Source organism: Sphingobacterium anhuiense, from assembly GCF_042686355.1.
Taxonomy (GTDB): Bacteria; Bacteroidota; Bacteroidia; order Sphingobacteriales; family Sphingobacteriaceae; genus Sphingobacterium; species Sphingobacterium anhuiense.
The window spans coordinates 231,127-250,248 of sequence record NZ_JBHUPE010000007.1; the positions used below are offsets into that span (position 1 = coordinate 231,127).

Genomic DNA, 19,122 nt, shown 5'->3' on the forward strand with positions numbered 1-19,122 from the left:
TCTAAGTGGTATTTTCGTTCTCATAATTTTGGTTATTAAATATGAGAACGAATATAGAATTGGAGGGTATAACAGAAGATTAACAGAACATTAACAACGGGCCACAACAAATATTAACACCTGTATATCAGCGCTATAAAATATTTTTATTTTATACTTTCTTTAAAGCTCTTTGGGTAAGGCTCCCCGTACATACGGGCATATACTTGGCAAAAGTTTTCATAACATTGCAGGGCAACGCTATAATATCCTAACTGAAGTAAAGAACGGCATTTAAAAATCATGGCCTCTTCATTGACTTCATCAAAATAAAAAATCTTGTTACAGATCTCGATAATTAACGAGGCGTTGTCCGAAATCTGGATATGTTCTATAATATTTCCTAAAGTGGTTAATACCTGAATAGAAATTTCACTTTTAAAGTGGTCAAGCCACTCGTAATCCACTTCAAACAAAAAGCCTCCTTTATCGATAATGTCAAGCAGCTCCCTGATCTCAGTTTCACTGAAAACTTTTTTATTTGATACGAGATGATTGAATCTTAAGTAATCGATATAAATGCTATCCAAAGGTTCAAGACACCAATAGCCACTTTTTTTGGAAACTTTAAAATCCCCTAGCAATTCCAGCAAACTATTCAATTTGGCAATATTGACTGATCTATTATTTCGGGCACTCGATTGTGTCTTATCTGACCAAAATAATTCAGTTAATTTTTCCGAACTGATCCCTCTTTCCCAACGGACAGTATACAGAATAAAAATCAGAAGCAATTCTTTTAGCAGTGGTGAAAACTTTTTTGTAATTTCTTTCCCATTCTGATCCAAAACCTGCAGATCTCCACCAAATAGATAAATACCAGCAGTATCCATTGTTTCATGCGGCTCCGATAGTGTAGCGGGAATAGATATGATTTCACCAGTCACAACGACTTTCTCTTCTTTTTCTGGGCTAACACTCATATTACTTTTAACCCCTTTAGATATTTTTTTACGATATAAGAACCAAGACAATAGCAAGAGTACTATTGTTGCCCCAAAAGCGAGTATGTAGTTTAATACGACAGATTTAGATGTTAAGGAGATTTGTGGTTGAAATGGCAAAGGTGGTGCCATAAGCGTATATACTGTAGCATTGGTCAGATCCGTCTTATCATCATACAGTAAAGTGACAGCCACAAAAGTTTTTGAATTTGGCGCAAAATAGAGATCTGCAAATGATCGGATATCGTGAAAAGGGAAAGCGATACTGTTTCCTAAAAATTGGCTTTGTGTTTTGTTCAAATTACTCGCGACCAATTGCAACTTAGACTTAAATCTAGAATTGGAGAATACTAATCCATAAAACAGCCCATTATGTTCATCCACCACCAAACTGTTTGCCCACACCATTTCTGCCAGGCTATTAGGGAACTCATAGCGCTTTATGATCTTCTTGTGCTGTAAATCTAGTTTTAAAAATTCATTGGAGACCCGTGGATTGAGCATCTGATTACCTGTTGAGCTCCCATATCCTCCAGCAAGATAAACTCCATCTTTATCTTGCCCCATACCAGCAAGATAATGTGGAAAAATCTCATCGCCACTTAAAGCTACACTATCCCACTGCTGACTTGGGACATGGTATCGGAGTACACTTGATTTATACTTAAAGTGACCATAACCTCCGATCATATAAATACTGCTGTCGCTTATATTATAACATTTATTGAACCACCAGTAATTTGTTCCAACCGCTGGATAGTCAAACTGTCTGTCCCAGCTTCGACTTATTGAATCATAGCTTGCTACAATTTTTTGATCCACCGAGATGTTAAGTACTTTTTTCCGAATAGGGTCAAAAAGAGATTGGCTCCCATTAACAAGTTGAAGTTTCCCATTGGTGTATTCCTGAGAACGCAAGTAGTCACTTCCGACCTTATTGACAATTAAACGATTAGTTCCAACAAAAAATAGTGTTTCCTCATCAGCATCGAAAGCCACACTCGCCTGTCCTTCTAATTTAAAAGAAGATTGCATCTTCCATTCGCTACGCAACTGTTTTATCCAGATTGGATTTAAGATTTCTGCAGGGTTTTTCGCATAAATATCCAGATTTTTTATACCGAAATACTCATCCAAAGGCCAATAAAACTTAGGTTTGGAATTGTCAGCTATCCGAATATCCTTTATACGCATGGGGGGTACATCCATCGTTTTGAAACTTTTCAGACTATTGGCGCCAAATGCCAGTTTGAACTGTGTCTTGATATTTCTTTTCAATTTATAAGGATAGGACTTACCTCCTACTTGAAAATTTAATTCTTTTTTATCCACATCTAGATCCAGTCGCATAGATGTCCATTTGTAGTATAAATCAGGGGGAGCAATATTAAAAGAGATGGGTGTAAAATCCTCTCCAACCACTAGCTTAAAATGATTACCCTGATCAAGGCGCCTATCATAAATTAAATCTATATTCAGACCATCTTCAGTCATTAACCGAAAGATATATCCAAAATAATCTTGCTGAAATGGCAAAAAAGATAGGTCAAATGATACAGAAACTTTATGCTGAAAGGAAATATATTCTTTTGATCCAATAAGCAGACCTGTACGCTTATCAGCCTCCATATTATGACTGGAAAATTCCAAACCATACTGCGCCGATCCAATCTGATAGATCAGTATGAATAATAGAAATAGTAGAAAATGTTTTGATTTTCCTTTCACAATTTGGTTTATGCCTTATCTCAAAAATATAAAATTATAAATGAAATATAACAATATAAGACAAATTTGACCAATTTGCTTCATCATTAATGTTATTGCTGTAACACAATTTCTTTAAGTCAAAAACCTCTTGTGTAGCATGGGTAGATGAGGACATTTATATGAAATCATCAAAAAAAAGAGATTTAATACAAAATAATGCTCGGTCAAATCGAGAAGCAAGAGTACATATTTAAATTCCTAACTTTAATATAAAATATATAAGCATACCATGTCGGAGTTATTCAGAAAACATTTAGAAAAATTCGTCACGATTGATGATGAGACGTTTCATGAAATATTGAAGTATTTTAACACAAAACAGGTAGCCAAAAAAGAAAATTTACTGCAGGAAGGACAAGTTTGCAAACACCATTATTTTGTTGTTCATGGTTTACTCCGTAAATTCTTTATCAATGAAAAAGGTACCGAACAAACGACAGAATTTGCTATCGAAACCTGGTGGCTCACCGATAATATTGCATATGAGCATAAACAAACGACGTCCTGTTACATTCAAGCAGTAGAAAAAACGCAAGTGCTGTATATAGATCAGGAAAGTCAAGAAAAACTTCTAGCTGCATTTCCGGTTATGGAACGCTATTTTCGATTTATCTATCAAAGAGCATATGCAGCGGCTCAGCTACGGGTACACTATCTTTTTTCATTATCTAAAGAAGAGTTTTATTTAAATTTAGCGCATAAACATCCTGAATTTGTGCAAAGAGTACCTCAATATCTTATTGCCTCTTTTCTCGGTTTTACGCCAGAATATTTAAGTGAAATCCGGAAGAAAAGTGTTTCTTAAACCAGTTTAACTTTTTAAAATTTTACAATACCCATTTTTGTACTGTTAACAATAAATATTAACAAATAAAACTATGCAAAATCGTATTAATATCGGTTCGGTAGAACCCAATGCATTAAAGGCAATGATGGGCCTTGAAACATATATCGCTCAGGCTCCGATTTCAAAATCGCTAAAAGAGCTTATTAAAATTCGTGCTTCTCAAATTAATGGATGTGCTTATTGCATCGATATGCACACCAAGGATGCGTTGAAAAACGGAGAAACAAACCAACGTATTTTTCTGATAAGTGCATGGCATGAAACACATGATATTTTTACCAAAGAGGAAAAGGTGGTGCTAAAAATAACAGAAGAAGTAACATTAATTCATAAAAACGGATTAACTGACGAAACCTACGACAAAGCTTTAAAGTTCTTTTCGGATAATCAGATCGCTCAAATCATTATGGCAGTTGTAGTTATTAATGCCTGGAACAGAATTGCAATCAGTGGCCATCTAAAAATCGAAGAAGTCCACGGATAAAGCTCTTTAAAAGAAACCGTATATTTTATTATCTACGGTTTCTTTCCATCCCACTTACCTTTTAATCTGCTAACACTTTAACTTTCTAACCTGTTAGCAAGAGACTCCGTAATTCATCGGCGTAGTAAATTGTTTAAAACCTACTCATCTCATAAGTTTTTAACATTTAAACAAAAATACAGTCTCCTGCAACACACTTATTCACACATTTCAACACGTTTTCCACATTTTGTTAACAACACAGAAAACCAAAATGGAAATTTGAACTAAAACAACCTCAAAAAAACCTCTTTCCACAGTTTTACTGACAATATGTGGAGAAAGTAATTAACATTGTTAGTGCAATAATGTTAATTACCAAAAATTCAATTTCTATCAACAAGATATGCACTTATGAACACAAAACGCAGATAGCAGACAAGATTCAAACTATTAAAACCTAACACAAAGCTTCAACTTATTGAGTTATCAACATGTTATCCACACTTTATTAGCGTTTAATTATCGGAAAATTTGAATTCGTCAAAAATATGCACAAATAACACTAAAATCGAACATTGTCTAAATTATGTGGAAAAAGTAATCAACATCTCTTCAACATCCAATTCCATTCACACAAAAACAACTATTACTCACAATATGTGGATATCTTGGCATTTATCATTTACAACTAAAGTCTCTCAAGATTATTTACAACGTCCAGCATACAATTTTTCCACTTATATTAACATGTTATTCACATTTTATAAACATCCTTTATAAAATAAAAGTATTGATATTCAAAAAAAAGAAAATTAGTGGTCAATTAACCATTTTGTGAACAGCATGTGGAAAAAGTAATTAACATTCCTAAAGGAATGCGAAGCATGGAGGTATAGATCTATAAAATTTAAAAAAAATTGCCAAGCAAATAATACGCTGCGTTAAGCTTATACAAATAGATAAAACAGCAAAATGAAACCCAATTCATTTTTTAAGAATTAAGGAGCGTTAAAAATTATATTTATTTAAAAAATGAGAGTGGCAATAAGAATTTATTGGACTTACCGATTAGTGTTTGAAATCATAATTATCCCAAATAAAGGATAATTATGATTGAATTACAATAATTTTTAAAAACATCGAGATGCATGTTACCACATACAAACCGCCTTATTTGGGTCAATAGACGCTTTTACGAGAATTTAAACGCTTTAAGCCAAAAAAAATTAGCCATTGGTTAACTTTTATACAGATAAAATACTTATATTGCATAGCTATATGATGAGGACCTAAGATATTTCAATGGCTAGAAAAACTTACCAAGGAGAAAAAAACAACAAAAGTAGAACGATGAATAAGCTGATTCAGGCTGTTGGAATTGTTCTAAAAAATAAAGGATATACCGGATTAACGGTCAGTAATATTACGGCCGAAGCTGGTGTAGATAGAAAACTCGTCTCTGTTTATTTTGGTTCCGTAAACAATCTCATTGAAACCTATATTAAAGGTAAAAACTATTGGGATACCATTAACGAAAGTGCGATAAACCTCTTAACTACTGCTCCCGAAACAAGTACACGCCTCATTCTTGAAAATCTACTATTGACGCAACTTGAACATTTCACGAACGACGAAGAAATGCAAAAAATTGTGCTCTGGCAGATTAGTGAAAATACAGAGCTCATGGCTCATGTGACAGCAAACAGAGAGGAAATTTACCCCTTGCTTTTTCCCAAAGCCGATCAGGAACTAAAAGATCAACAAGTAGATCTAAGAGCGATTTCAAGTATCTTGGTTGCCGGTATTTATTATCTTGTCCTGCATACCAAAACAACTAATAGCACATTTTGCGAAATAGACCTTACAACAGACCAAGGAATAGGAAGAATTAAAACAACAATTAAAAAAATTTTAGAAGATACCTATAGCATAGTTTAGCGTGGCCAAGTCACGAAGTGACGGAACAGAACCCTAACTTTCTAACCTACTCCCGCTCCAACGACCTAAAAGTATCACGTTCTTTATAACATCATTATGTGACTTCATTACATTGGATATACCTCTCATAATCACTAATTTTAATCAGTGTTAAGCATATAATAATTATGAGAATTATGAAAAAGAACCTAATATTATCTTTATTTGCCCTGGTCGCGCTATGTCTAGGACAACAAGCCAAAGCTCAAGTAAGTACAGCACCCGTAACGGTCAACATTGATTTGCAGGCAGCTGTCTTGTCCATTGCTTTAGACGCGTCACCAACGGTCAACTTTGTTTATGGAACAGCAGCCGAATATACGGCTTCAAAGACAGTAGCAAAACCTGGACATCTCACGGTGATCAGCAACAAGCCATACGAAATTGCTGTTAGTGCCGATGGGTTATTTACTTCTTCCAACTCAACCAATACTACAAACCTTCCTGCGCTAGGAATAGTCGGAATCAATATTGATCCTGCAACACTACATGGGGGTTCTCCTACACCTGTAACAGCATTAACGCAGGTAGATCAAGTGCTGGTGTCGGGCGCAGTTGCAGAAATAAATGCGGCATACAATGTAAATTATACCATTACAAACCCAAGCTCATTAATTTCTTTACCTTTGGAGGTTTATACAACAACAGTAACGTATACCGCAACACAATTGTAAACAATAGCACACTTTATCTTAATCTGTGAAATTTTATTTAACGCTAGTTTTTCTATACTTAAATACCCTGACCTATGCTCAGGGTATTTCTGTTTCGCCTTCTCGTATTTTTTTTAAAGGAGAGGCTGGGCAGACGGTCAGTCAAACCATTTCCTTTAGCAACACCTCAACATCCGAATTCTATTTTGTAGCAAATATAAAAGACTGGGATCGTGATTCCGTAGGTGTTAAAAAATATTACCCTATAGGTCAGCGCAAGCAATCCAATGCCTCATGGTTATTGCTCTCGGAAAACTCTGTCCGGTTAGCGCCGGGCGAAACTAAAAATGTGAACCTCAATATGACTATTCCGAATGACGGCACCTCACTTGTGTTAACCAATAGCATGCTATTTTTCACTCAGGTGAAGGAACAGAAAGGCGAACTTGAAAAAGGCGTAAATATGAACGTCCTCCTTGAAATGGGCATCCAAATTTATCATGTTCCTACTGGATTGTCAACTGGAGATTTGGAATTTTTAGCTTTTGAAGATAAAGGCCTCACCACACAGGAAACGGGCACTAGCATCCGGAAGATGCTTGTTAAAGTGAAAAACACGGGTCAAATAAATAAAGATGCCTATGTTCGTTTCGAGCTGACCAATATTGAAACTGGGGAAGAAGTCCCGGTCAAATCAATTGCAATAGCAATGTTGCCCGAGGCAGAACAATGGATTCAACTGGATTTACCAGCAACACTCAAAGGACGCTACCTCGCTGTAGCTATCCTAGATGCCGGAACTCAATATGACTTGAAAATTGCAGAAAAAGAAATTACATATTAAGAGCGCCCTCACACTAGCAACAAGCTTGTACACCATACATGTACAGGCTCAAATCAATGTGAATCTACCAGCAGCAAATATCACCGCAAGAACAGATTATCAACAAAATTTCACATCCGGTACCTATACATCTGCACTCGGCCTATTACCTACAATCGGTGTCAAGTCCAATACCGCTAATTTCAGTAATACGCTTGGAGGTAATGGTCCTGCTCCACTCAATTTGGCACATATCAAGTTGGTCTCTATTAATAATCTCACAGTTCTGGGTACTTTTACAGAAATTGCACTTTCCACGACCAATCAAAATATATTTGCAGCAGTTGCCAGTGTTGCTTCGGGCACTGTCCTCAACAACTTACGATTGGCTACAGCTGGCTTCACTTGGGTGGCAGGAACATATACTGCTGAACTATTTTTTTTAGCTCCAGGTCTTTTAGGACTAGGGAATGTGATCACTCCAGCAACCCATACGATGAATATTATTGTTCCTTCTTTCATAACGCCATTAACCACAGCAGGAACGACCAGCATTTTAGTTAACAATTTGAGTTTTTATCGTACACCCGCAGGTATTAGTACAAGTAAAGCCATTAGTCTTACAAACACCGTAAATTATAGACCAAGTTTACAGACAGGTAATTCAAATTTCAGTTTTAGTACCGCATTACCGCATAACAGTCTGCCGGTCACTCCTGTTTCTTCAGTGGCAACCACTCTAACGGCAATCCCTACAGCAACACCTATAACATTATCAACCACAGCTCAGGGATTAACACCCGTTGCTGGACTTGCTGTACCGACAAATAATTCGCAGACACTGAATTATGCATTCTCAATTGATGCGACAAAACTTAAAGCTGGATTTTTACAGGCAGGAACCTATTCAGTACCGATCACTTACACCTGGAACAAGCCAACTGCTACCTATCCTACAGGAACTTTACAAGCGCAGGATGCTGGCAGTCTGGAGGTTGTGGTCAGCGATCTAAGTGAAATAATAGCAAACCAATCAACAGTTAACTTAACCTTTTCAACAGCTAGTCATTACCAGAACGGTGTTAACCAAGATATGCCAGCGCACTTAAAATTGAGTAAAACCACGCCTTATAACGTGTATGTAAGAGCCACTTCGGCAAACTTTGCCTCTGGAGTTAATAGCGTTCCACTAAATGTCATGCGGATAGGACCGATGCCAGGTCAAACCGGTATGCAGACAGTAACCTTGTCTGCCACCGCGCAACAGCTTATTAATGGAGCTGACCCTGTAATCGACAGATCCTTAAATATCAGATACAGCATTCCTGCATCAGAAACTTCAAAATTGCTCAACAAACCGGCAGGAACATATACAACGAATATCATCTTTAGTTTTGTGGCTCCTTAAAAACGCTTAATACCCACTTTTCTACGTTCATCTTTATAATTAAAATCTTGGAGATAAACGGTTCCTTTTTCACTTAGATCAATTTCCTGATTGGGATTTTCAATCGAAAAAGGCATACCTACTGTCGGTATTGTTACCTTGTAATTCCCTAATGGCAGAAAAAAGGTAAAGTTGCCATCAGCATCACTCAATGTCGTAAACGTATTACTTTCCTTATCGACTGCATTAATCCGAATACCAGATAGCTCCGGATTTGTTTGCAGGTATTTACCTGCTATAGGCTTAATTTTACCTTTTAAAATTCGTGTTTTCACCAAAGGAATAGCTAGCCGTTGATTTTTTGTTAGAACAATACTGATGGGTCCCTGAGCTACCCAGCCTTGATTATTTTCAACAAAGACAGCATATGAACCCTTAGCCATATTTAAAAATTTCACCCGTCCTTTTCCATCGGTACTCGCTACATCTTCAGCAATTTTAACCACAACTGCTTCGGGAGTTGCTTCATCAGGATCTTTAACGCCATTTTTATTCTTGTCGTCAAAAAAAGACAACTGCAACATATGTCCTTTCGCACTATTAAATTTGGAAAATTTCTTTTCAATACCTACTCGAAACTGTCGATTATTAAACGATATGGTTTCTACAGCATTTGCCTCAGATAGATAATTGAGAGGAAGGCGGTTGCGCATAAAATTATAAAAGATGTCAGCCGTGAGACTCCAGTTCCCTTTTAAATGCCATTTAGCATTTCCGTTAACCGATAAATTATTACTCCGGGAAAATCCATAATAGCTATACATACCCGCTACCTGTGCCTGCAGCGTTCCCTTAAAACTATTGATCTGCATATTGGGTCCAAAAGAATAAATTCTAAAATTTGCATCCGATGCCGTAGCAAGCAAATCGTTTAAGTAATAAGGGTTTATTTGGATATAGGTATTAAAACCAATAAACCGATATCCATAGGTACCCGTCACACGCAACGAATGAAAGGGAGAAAGCGGCTTATTGGAAGTATTCTTATACGTATAGCCATAATCTGTGCGCAGGGAAAACCGATGTCCCATACTAAAAAAATTGATATCACCGATTCCTCTAATGGCATTTGATTCCCAATTTGCAGGACCGATACCTGGAATTCCAAAGCCTTGGTAATCCACTTCCTGAAAAATAAAATAAGGCCTAAAATCCAGTTGAAATTTGCCCAAACCGGTATGATAACCAAGCTCATAAATCTGTATCCGACTAGGATTATTAATGTAATAATCTTTATACCTTTCCTGAAATTTGGGATTATTATCCAGATAACTGATCCGGGCGGCAATACTTTGATTATTTTCTAATACCATACTGATACGGGTATCACTCTGAATTAACCCCCTCCGCAAACCCGTATAATAGGGAGAGCTGTAATAATTCATACTCGTTATCTGATATTGTTCTGTGCCATAGTTATAATTAAGGCCCATTGCAAAGGCATGTTTGCTTCCATTATAATCTGTACGCTCCACACTGTACCCTCCTTCCAGCGCTAATTGTTGCTGCGCATTGAACCGGACTGTAGTCTTTCCGCTTACCTGATCGCTCTTGATCTCACGATAACTGTGTTCACTATGTAAATAGGTGAGGTAACTTTCCTGATTATCCTCTGATCGAACAGCATAATTAGCTCCGATAATCTTCGCGCCAGGAATCAAATTATTCAGCTGACTGAATAGCATATAATTATTTTCGACTCCATAAAGACTGATCGAGCGATTTTTACTAAATTTATAACTCGCTTTAATTCCTCTTCCACTAATCGTCTGATCCAGATTTTCATAAATATTCCCGACTTTAACGCCCCAGTCTTTATCTTGATAATCGATATAGGTGTCATAAGCATTTAACGCCTTTTGTTCCTGATAATAATCGATATTCAGTCTGTAGTTCAGGTTTTTGTTTTCTTCGAGCTCCATATCTCCATAAGCCTGGAACTGATAAATAGAATTACCTTGTCCTAAACTGAGGTACTGCAAGGCAACCGTATTATTATTAAAATCATTTTCAAGATTGTTAATAGCTCCAAACCGCTTAACACTTCCAACCCGCATAATTCGGACACGACTAGCCGCCAAGATTCGGCCCTCGTCATCAATCCCTTGCATGACAAAGTCAAAATCCTGAAAACTACTTTTATACCGCATAGTAGCCGTTAAAGGAAGTAGTGTCTGCCCCCCGGGCTGTAAGGTAACCTGCATAACGTCTCCGGTAATGGTAAAGCCTTGAGGATAGCCTGAAAAAAGAAGCTTAAATGTAATCGGTACAAGTCCAAAATTTGATGCCTGCACGAGCAATTGTACCTGATTGGTGGAAAGATCCAAATAATATGCTGGCTGTTCCGTTTGTAACACAAGTGTTTTTTCATCATTCAATTTGATGAAAAAAGATACCGGTTTGGGTAAACGGATGGATTGATCATCACTAGAAAAACCGATTGAAAAAGATTGATGATTGTTTTTTAAGGTATTCCGATCACCCATATACTTTAATGGGTAGCTTTTTTGCTCCCGAGCTTGTAATATAATTCGCTGCGGCAGCTTTATTAATCCCGATAAAGACATCGTCTCAACCGCTGAAGGGATCAGTTCGATGGTTTTATCCGTTAAATTATGGAGACTGATTTTATTAGAAAATGTCTGACCTCCTGTTACGCTTACTGTATCCTGATCAAAGCTTATTACCACATCAGCAACCTGTTGACTTTTCGCTTCGGATAAGAAAACACATGAGCAACACATCAGAAACAAGAAACTCCACAGACATTTTATGCGCATATCAGGAAATTCAAATTATAACAAAAATCAGTCTTAATTCGGTCAGTGAAAAATATATGAAGTCACATCTTCATGTTATAAAATAATCTTTACATCGACAATTGCGAAATCAGTTCGCCTTTACTGTTGATATTTAATTTTCGATATACACGTTTGATATAAATACGTACCGTATCTAATGATATTTTATATTCTTCAGCAATCAGCTTATAACTCAACCCTTCAACGATACCATTGGCTACCTGAAGCTCACGCGCCGTGAGCAGATCTTCGTATTTTTTTGAACTAAAAGCCTGGTTGATCAATGCCCTATTGATTGTAGGACTGATAAAAGAACCTTGATTAAGCGTAATAAGTATGGCATGCACAAGATCCTGCATACACGTATCCTTCAGCAGATAACTGACGGCTCCGTTTCGAAAACATTTACGAACAATTTTTACATCCGTTAGATTAGTCAATATGATCACCTCAGACATTGGAAAAAGCTTTTTTACTTTTTCCATGATCAAGGTATCTTGATGTTCAATATCGAGCAGCAACACATCAGGAACTGGAAATTTCTCCTCCTTCGTTAAATTGCAGTATTCCAAATCAAAAAGAATTGTTATAGGAATAGCGGTGCTCCCCAACGTGTGTGTTACAAGAATACGCTTAATAGCCTCTCGAGTATGTGCGTTGTTATCAATAATTCCCACTTTAATCATAATACAGTTGTACTTAAAATTTAGGTGATCGGTTTATAAAAATATTCAAAACTTAAACTTGTTATTGAACATCTATACTATTGATTAAAGATAACTTTTTATAAGGATAAAATAGTTCATTTTTTTCAATATTAAGTATAAATACTGTTGTCATATCAGTATTTTCGCAAACTAATTCTTCAGAAGTAAAGAATTACTTAACTTATATTCAGCAAATACCAATCATTTGCCTGAGCAACAAATGAAAACTTTAATCAGAAAGAATCTTAACTATTAACTTTCTATTTTCCAGCCTCACATAAAGTGACCTGACACGAAAGTAGCGGCATGGGCTAGTAAACGGAGGGAGCGCTTAACAGAATGTGGATAGCAGTCAGGCCATTTGACCTTCTAACTTAATAACCATGATGCGCCAAACGCCTGTAAAGTAGAAGCTGGTGAAAGTGTGCGCGTTTCTATAACAACATTGTTGCCGTATTGCCCTTTTAATGCTGGATAGAGCTGTCCATCATAAGCAAGTGCTAGCCCATCATCAAACCAAAATAGAGGTAAATGTCGATTGCCAACATCAAAACAAAAATGACCGATAGCATTAAGATCTGTCGATTTAAGAACGATACAAGCACATGGTTTGATATATATCTGTATGGCGACCTCAGGAGAAGCATACACGAACTCTCCATCATCAAGAGCAGTACCGCCTGTCCGATGGAGGCGCACAAATCGGCCATCCCTTGTCTCACGACTCAAGACAGTCTTGTTGACTTCATACCAATCAATCCCCAGTAGGTCTATGACCGAAGGATCAATTTCAGATGGAGTGATTAAATTTCTTTCTATAACAAGCATATCAGATCGGATTAACAGATCGCAATTTTTAAGATTTTTCCCTTAATCAAGACAGCCATCTGTTTTTTATATCATTGATTTTTATTGACCAGTTTTATTATTAAACATCACCTTACTGATGCGCAGTTCCTCACCCTGTATAATCTGGTCAGAGGGCTGTCCACAAGTACATACAAACCGGTGATAATATACTTCAAAATTCATTGCACATACTTTGCAGTAAGCAATGATGGGTAATAATTTCACCTCTAGCTCCAGATCCTGAAACAACGCTTCATCAAGCACGTAGGCTTCAAAAGCATTCTGAATCAGGATAGGCTGAATATTACATAACAATCCAGCCTCTATCTCCACTTTGATAATATCTTGCATCCGACCCGGATAAGCTTCCTCCAAGGTGCTAAAAATATCCCTTACGATCGATAGCTCATGCATTCACAACCTCCTTTTTTTTCGTCTTAGGACGAGCCTTAACCGCATTCGTTTTTTTAAGAGCAGGCCGTTTTTTCACCTCTTTAACAACCGGTACTGGAGCAACTTCCCTAGTACTTTCCTCAAGTTGATCTTCAGCAATACCTGCAGGTCTAGACTCTTCCTTGATATGTTGTGTAAAATCCCAGCACAATTGTCCGAGCATACCCATAAAATCGTAAAGCAGCTCGCCATCATTTCCTAAAGCCCGCAACATGACAATATCATCCGCAGCTTTTGTGAAACCGTACGTAATATCACTGTAATCCAAAGTCATAATTTCATCCAGCTCTTCCTTCAGTTCCTTCGCAAATAGGGCCGAAAAAATAAAAGTTGCCTGATGCGTATATCCTTCAAAGAATAACAGGCCCGTTATCGGTTGTTTTGCAGGTGACAGGAACTGGTTATCCATCAGGATCAGCTTGTTGTTGCGGTATATCTTCGTCGTACTGTGTAGGCTGTTGAACAAAAAAGCCTCATTCATGTGTATACGCCCAGCACCGATAACGTCCGCCCAGATCAAAACTGCATTACCTTCAAGATAGACACTGTTTTCACTTTTAAATATCGAATCCTTAAAAGGAGTAACTGGATGTGGAATATAATGAAAGACCGCGTCTTGCGCGATACGAGCAACAGTTGTCTGTCGGGCTCCGCGTTTCATCGGATGAAGTTTATTGAAAGACTGTGTAAAAAGCTTCAATTGCGTGTCAGCTTTCATATTGATCTCAATATCCAAAGTATCATCATCCATAATACCGGGAGAAGCACTCATGATAATCATTTCCAGATGCTCCTGTAGCTTTGGGGCACCATAATGTGTGAGCTTATAAGGAGCATTGTGACAGCTTTCTTTCAATACACTATAGGTTCCCTCTTTAGCTACGTTTAGCTGAATTACACTTTCCATCTTATTCTTATTGCTCTAACAATGCATATTTTTTCAACCAGCCTTTTACATCTTCCAATCCTTCCAGGGTCATGAGGTTTGTAAAAATAAAAGGTCTTTCGCCACGCATGCGTAAGGTATCCTGACGCATCACTTCCAGATCGGCATGTACATAAGGAGCCAGATCGATTTTATTAATGATCAATAAGTCGGAACGTGTAATACCCGGACCGCCTTTACGGGGCATCTTTTCTCCTTCACCTACATCGATGACGAAAATACTGACATCAGCAAGGTCTGGGCTAAAAGTAGAAGTCAGGTTATCGCCTCCACTCTCCACAAAGATCAGTTCCGTATCCGGAAAACGGGTGGCCAGTTCTTCCACTGCTTCAATATTCATCGATGCATCTTCACGGATCGCGGTATGCGGACAACCGCCTGTTTCCACTCCGATAATACGTTCTGCCGGAAGAGCCGAATTTTTTTGAAGAAATTGCGCATCTTCACGCGTATAGATGTCGTTTGTCACAACACATATGCTGTAATCAGTAGACATCGATCTTACCAGTCGTTCAATCAAAGCAGTTTTACCAGACCCTACAGGTCCGCCTACACCTACCTTGACGTAGTTTCTTGTTTCCATATGATTATGAAATATAAATTCGTGTATATAATTTTTCGTGCTGCATACAGCGTATATCTTGCGCCACGCAGCAATTACCGATAAGCCCCTCATCCATATTCGGTTGCTCAGCAACCAAACGGTTAATTAAAGGCTGAAGTTTAAAAAGAATCTGTTGTGCATCCATCTGACTGATCGGAACAAGTTTCGCACAGTTGGTCATCATGCCGTTAAGTGCATTATAGTAAAATGCACTGAGCGCATCCTGATAGCTTATTTTTAACGCCTGCGCATACATGGCGAATGCTAACGCATAATGACCATGCAGCTCATTGCTACTTATCGACTGCAGGTAATTAGAACAGCGTTTTACAGGATGTAGTTTTTCCGTCAATTTTAAAAAGCGAATTCCAAGTTTCTTACTGGCTTCCCTTATTTCATAAGGCGCTTTTAGCACCGTAACCAGTTCATCAAGCGCTGCGATTTTCTGCTTAGAAGCACGCTTCACGCAGAGTGTCCAGGCCTTTGAAAAAAAAGCGGCGTCATTATAATAAAAATTATGCTCCAACATGGTTCTTGCATATTCTTCGGCAGATTTGCTATCCTTTACAATATCTTTTGTAATGTAGGTTTCTAATCCATATGAATGCGTAAATCCTCCAATAGGAAATACCGAGTCATTGATCTGCAACAGCGTTAATAATGGATTCATATGCTTGTTATAGTCCTAGTTTTATTTTCATTTTTCCTGAAGTATACTGATGGATCACCAGAGTACTCGTTTTTTCTATCACCCGCGTTTCGATCGTCGGCTCTAGCCCCCTACGGCAGAGCAGATCAAACAAAGGTTTTTCAAATGCTGTTATGACTTCTTGCCGATCGTTGATAAAAACGGGAACATGTCGATTTCCGATTTCAAAACAAGCGTAGGCCATCTGCTTTGGGCCATTTGCACGAAATACAAGACAAGAACAGGGCAATATCTTGACCACAATACAAAAACCAGCCTTTTCATCACGGTAGAGTACATCACCATCCGACAGTTGCCGGGAGGATAAATTTTTGAAACCGATTTCACGTCCCCCTACTGTAATTGCACGAATGATTTTTTTTGTGGTGTCGAACCATTCCAACTGAAGGAAGTCCACCTCCAGTTGGAAGGATCCGCTAGCGATATTGCCCAAGATTGTTCTTGCCAGTAGCATAAATCCGATTTTCTTTAAAATAAGAAGAAACGTTGTGCCATTGGCACTTCATGTAGAGGTTCGCAGATGGCCAAAACACCATCTACCGACACTTCGTAAGTTTCTGGATTCACCTCAATATTTGGTGTTGCATCATTATGCACCATATCTTTTTTACGTACTGTACGGCAACCTTCAACCGGTAGACTCACACGTGACAAGTTTAATTTCGCGATGTTGCCATTTTCCAAAGAAACTTTGGAAACAAAGTTGAAGCACAACTTCTGTAATGCTTTACCGTGCACTCCAAACATCGGGCGGTATAAAACGGGTTGCGGTGTAGGGATAGACGCATTGATATCACCCATTTTAGCACCTACAATCATACCCCCTTTAATGATCATTTCTGGCTTCACACCAAACATTGCAGGTTTCCATAATATCAAATCGGCAATCTTACCCGGTTCAACAGAACCGATGTATTGATCGATACCATGCGCTTTAGCAGGATTGATCGTATATTTAGAAACGTAACGCTTCACACGGAAGTTATCATTGTCTTTTCCTTTATCTTCCGCTAATGCACCACGCTGAATTTTCATCTTGTGTGCCGTCTGGAAAGTACGTGAAATTACCTCACCTACACGTCCCATCGCCTGGCTATCTGAACTCATAATCGAGAACACCCCCATATCCTGCAAAATATCTTCTGCAGCAATACTCTGTGGGCGGATACGTGAATCGGCAAACGCCACATCTTCCTTCACGTTTTTATCCAAGTGATGACAAACCATCAACATATCCAAATGTTCTTCTACCGTATTTACTGTAAAAGGTTTTGTTGGATTGGTCGATGCGGGTAAAATATTAGGATACATCGCAATTTTGATGATATCCGGCGCGTGACCACCGCCCGCTCCTTCCGTGTGGAACGTATGGATCACACGGCCATCAATAGCCGCAACTGTATCTTCTAAGAATCCCGCTTCGTTCAGCGTATCCGTATGGATGGCAACTTGTACATCGTATTTATCCGCAACAGTAAGCGCAGCATCAATTGTCGCTGGAGTAGCACCCCAATCTTCGTGAATTTTCACCCCTAGTGCACCCGCTTCAATTTGCTCAATAATAGGTCCAGTAGTCGATATATTACCTTTACCAAAGAAACCTACGTTAATTGGCAAATTTTCAAATGCTTCAAACATACGCTCCATATACCATTTACCAGAAGTCACCGTGGTTGCATTGGTACCATCAGCAGGACCGGTTCCACCACCAATAAAAGTAGTGACACCACTATAAAGTGCTGTTTCTACCTGTTGTGGCGAAATAAAGTGGATGTGTGTATCAATACCACCTGCAGTTAAGATATGTCCAGCACCTCCATGCACCTCTGTAGACCCGCCGATCACCATGCCTTTGGTAATACCATCTTGAACATCCGGGTTACCCGCTTTACCTATACCCACGATCTTACCATCTTTAATACCGATATCACCTTTCACAATACCCCAGTGATCGATGATAATTACATTGGTGATACAGAAATCCAGTACATCTTCATCGCGCATCGCACGGGCAGATTGGCCCATACCATCACGGATTGTTTTACCGCCACCAAATTTATTTTCTTCACCATATACACCAAAATCTTTCTCGATTTCAATGAAAAGTTCTGTATCTGCCAAACGCACCTTATCGCCCGTCGTTGGGCCAAATAATGCAGCATATTTATCACGAGGGATATAAAGCTCACCATCTATATACTTAACCGACGATTTATCTAAACCCAGTTTATCTAAACCAAGAGCGTCAAGTCCTACAATCGAACCTAAAGTACCCATTCCGACTACTTTAATCCACTCTCTTCTATTCCAACCTGCCATAACTATTTCGAATCTTTAAATTCCAATTTTTTCGCTTTCTCCAGTGCGGCTTTCTTAACCTTTGGATCGGTATATTTACCGTTGGTCAAGCCATTAAACCCGTGGATCTCTTTATTACCTCCCATTTCGACCAAGATCACTTTCTTTTGTTCTCCGGGCTCAAAACGTACCGCTGTACTCGCAGGAATATTTAAACGCATTCCAAAACTTTCCTCACGATCAAAAGACAACATTTTATTCACTTCAAAAAAATGATAATGAGAGCCAACCTGAATCGGGCGGTCACCTACATTTTTCACGGTAACACTTGTCGTTTTATAGCCGACATTCGCTTTTATTTCTCCTTTTTTAAGGATATATTCTCCTGGTATCATATCGTATACGTTATTAAATTAACGAATTGGGTTGTGAACCGTAACCAATTTCGTTCCGTCGGGAAAGGTTACTTCAATTTGTACATCGTGAATCATTTCTGGAACACCCTCCATCACCTGGGAACGCTTCAATAATGTCGTACCATACTGCATCAGTGATGCCACAGACTTACCGTCACGTGCTTCTTCCATAATCTGTCCGCTGATGTAAGCGATACATTCCGGATAGTTTAATTTTACCCCTCTTTTTAATCGCTTAGCAGCAAGTTCCCCTGCCAAGTGGAGCAAGAGCTTCTCTGTTTCTCTCGGTGTTAAATGCATATTGATTGATTTAAATTCAAAGCTTTTTATTAATAAAAACATCTTGGATATGTTCAATTACAGTAATCATAGC

Annotated in this window: 18 protein-coding genes; 6 read left to right on the forward strand and 12 right to left on the reverse strand. The window is 38.3% G+C overall.

Going from position 1 to position 19,122, the window contains the following annotated elements; genetic code table 11:
• Window positions 1-146: 146 nt before the first annotated feature.
• The gene (locus ACFS6I_RS17670; RefSeq protein WP_380922576.1) at window positions 147-2,711 is read right to left on the reverse strand and encodes a galactose oxidase; all 2,565 of its coding nucleotides are present in this window, start codon (window positions 2,709-2,711) and stop codon (window positions 147-149) included.
• A gap of 271 nt (window positions 2,712-2,982) precedes the next feature.
• Between ACFS6I_RS17670 and ACFS6I_RS17675 the strand changes: the two genes are divergently transcribed.
• The 6 genes from ACFS6I_RS17675 to ACFS6I_RS17700 all read left to right on the forward strand — a co-directional run bounded on the left by ACFS6I_RS17675 (window position 2,983) and on the right by ACFS6I_RS17700 (window position 8,927).
• Window positions 2,983-3,558, forward strand: coding sequence for a Crp/Fnr family transcriptional regulator (locus ACFS6I_RS17675; RefSeq protein WP_380922578.1), 576 nt, complete (start codon window positions 2,983-2,985; stop codon window positions 3,556-3,558).
• Window positions 3,559-3,631: 73 nt separating this feature from the next.
• Complete coding sequence (locus ACFS6I_RS17680) at window positions 3,632-4,084, forward strand: carboxymuconolactone decarboxylase family protein (protein ID WP_380922580.1); 453 nt, start codon at window positions 3,632-3,634, stop codon at window positions 4,082-4,084.
• Between the two features lie 1,284 nt (window positions 4,085-5,368).
• The gene (locus ACFS6I_RS17685; protein ID WP_380922582.1) at window positions 5,369-6,004 is read left to right on the forward strand and encodes a TetR/AcrR family transcriptional regulator; all 636 of its coding nucleotides are present in this window, start codon (window positions 5,369-5,371) and stop codon (window positions 6,002-6,004) included.
• 176 nt (window positions 6,005-6,180) lie between these two features.
• On the forward strand, window positions 6,181-6,717 hold the full coding sequence (locus tag ACFS6I_RS17690; protein ID WP_380922584.1) for a hypothetical protein: 537 nt from the start codon (window positions 6,181-6,183) through the stop codon (window positions 6,715-6,717).
• A gap of 25 nt (window positions 6,718-6,742) precedes the next feature.
• Window positions 6,743-7,540: a hypothetical protein gene (locus ACFS6I_RS17695; protein WP_380922586.1), complete on the forward strand. Its 798-nt coding sequence runs from the start codon at window positions 6,743-6,745 to the stop codon at window positions 7,538-7,540.
• Complete coding sequence (locus ACFS6I_RS17700) at window positions 7,515-8,927, forward strand: hypothetical protein (RefSeq protein WP_380922588.1); 1,413 nt, start codon at window positions 7,515-7,517, stop codon at window positions 8,925-8,927. The genes ACFS6I_RS17695 and ACFS6I_RS17700 overlap by 26 nt, the downstream gene beginning before the upstream one ends.
• Here ACFS6I_RS17700 and ACFS6I_RS17705 read toward each other — a convergent pair.
• The 11 genes from ACFS6I_RS17705 to ureA form a co-directional block, all read right to left on the reverse strand.
• On the reverse strand, window positions 8,924-11,746 hold the full coding sequence (locus ACFS6I_RS17705) for an MSCRAMM family protein (protein ID WP_380922590.1): 2,823 nt from the start codon (window positions 11,744-11,746) through the stop codon (window positions 8,924-8,926). The genes ACFS6I_RS17700 and ACFS6I_RS17705 overlap by 4 nt on opposite strands.
• An 89-nt stretch (window positions 11,747-11,835) precedes the next feature.
• Window positions 11,836-12,453: a LuxR C-terminal-related transcriptional regulator gene (locus ACFS6I_RS17710; protein WP_380922592.1), complete on the reverse strand. Its 618-nt coding sequence runs from the start codon at window positions 12,451-12,453 to the stop codon at window positions 11,836-11,838.
• Window positions 12,454-12,843: 390 nt separating this feature from the next.
• Window positions 12,844-13,302 (reverse strand): urease accessory protein UreE, encoded by a 459-nt coding sequence (locus ACFS6I_RS17715; protein ID WP_380922594.1) that lies wholly within the window; start codon window positions 13,300-13,302, stop codon window positions 12,844-12,846.
• A gap of 81 nt (window positions 13,303-13,383) precedes the next feature.
• Entirely contained in the window at window positions 13,384-13,737 is a 354-nt protein-coding gene (locus ACFS6I_RS17720; protein ID WP_380922596.1) for a hydrogenase maturation nickel metallochaperone HypA/HybF, read from the reverse strand.
• The gene (locus tag ACFS6I_RS17725) at window positions 13,730-14,683 is read right to left on the reverse strand and encodes an urease accessory protein UreD (RefSeq protein ID WP_380922598.1); all 954 of its coding nucleotides are present in this window, start codon (window positions 14,681-14,683) and stop codon (window positions 13,730-13,732) included. Before ACFS6I_RS17725 ends, ACFS6I_RS17720 begins: the two co-directional genes overlap by 8 nt.
• 7 nt (window positions 14,684-14,690) lie before the next feature.
• Complete coding sequence (gene ureG, locus ACFS6I_RS17730; protein ID WP_132840731.1) at window positions 14,691-15,305, reverse strand: urease accessory protein UreG; 615 nt, start codon at window positions 15,303-15,305, stop codon at window positions 14,691-14,693.
• 4 nt (window positions 15,306-15,309) lie between these two features.
• Window positions 15,310-15,996: an urease accessory protein UreF gene (locus ACFS6I_RS17735; protein WP_168127706.1), complete on the reverse strand. Its 687-nt coding sequence runs from the start codon at window positions 15,994-15,996 to the stop codon at window positions 15,310-15,312.
• 7 nt (window positions 15,997-16,003) lie between these two features.
• The gene (locus tag ACFS6I_RS17740) at window positions 16,004-16,489 is read right to left on the reverse strand and encodes an urease accessory protein UreE (protein ID WP_380922600.1); all 486 of its coding nucleotides are present in this window, start codon (window positions 16,487-16,489) and stop codon (window positions 16,004-16,006) included.
• Window positions 16,490-16,503: 14 nt separating this feature from the next.
• Window positions 16,504-18,354 carry an urease subunit alpha gene (gene ureC / locus ACFS6I_RS17745; protein WP_132769597.1) on the reverse strand — a complete coding sequence of 617 codons (1,851 nt, stop codon included), beginning with the start codon at window positions 18,352-18,354 and terminating at the stop codon, window positions 16,504-16,506.
• Window positions 18,355-18,356: 2 nt separating this feature from the next.
• Window positions 18,357-18,728 (reverse strand): urease subunit beta, encoded by a 372-nt coding sequence (gene ureB, locus ACFS6I_RS17750; protein ID WP_132769599.1) that lies wholly within the window; start codon window positions 18,726-18,728, stop codon window positions 18,357-18,359.
• An 18-nt stretch (window positions 18,729-18,746) separates the two neighbouring features.
• Window positions 18,747-19,049 (reverse strand): urease subunit gamma, encoded by a 303-nt coding sequence (gene ureA / locus ACFS6I_RS17755; RefSeq protein ID WP_132769601.1) that lies wholly within the window; start codon window positions 19,047-19,049, stop codon window positions 18,747-18,749.
• Between the last annotated feature and the right edge of the window lie 73 nt (window positions 19,050-19,122).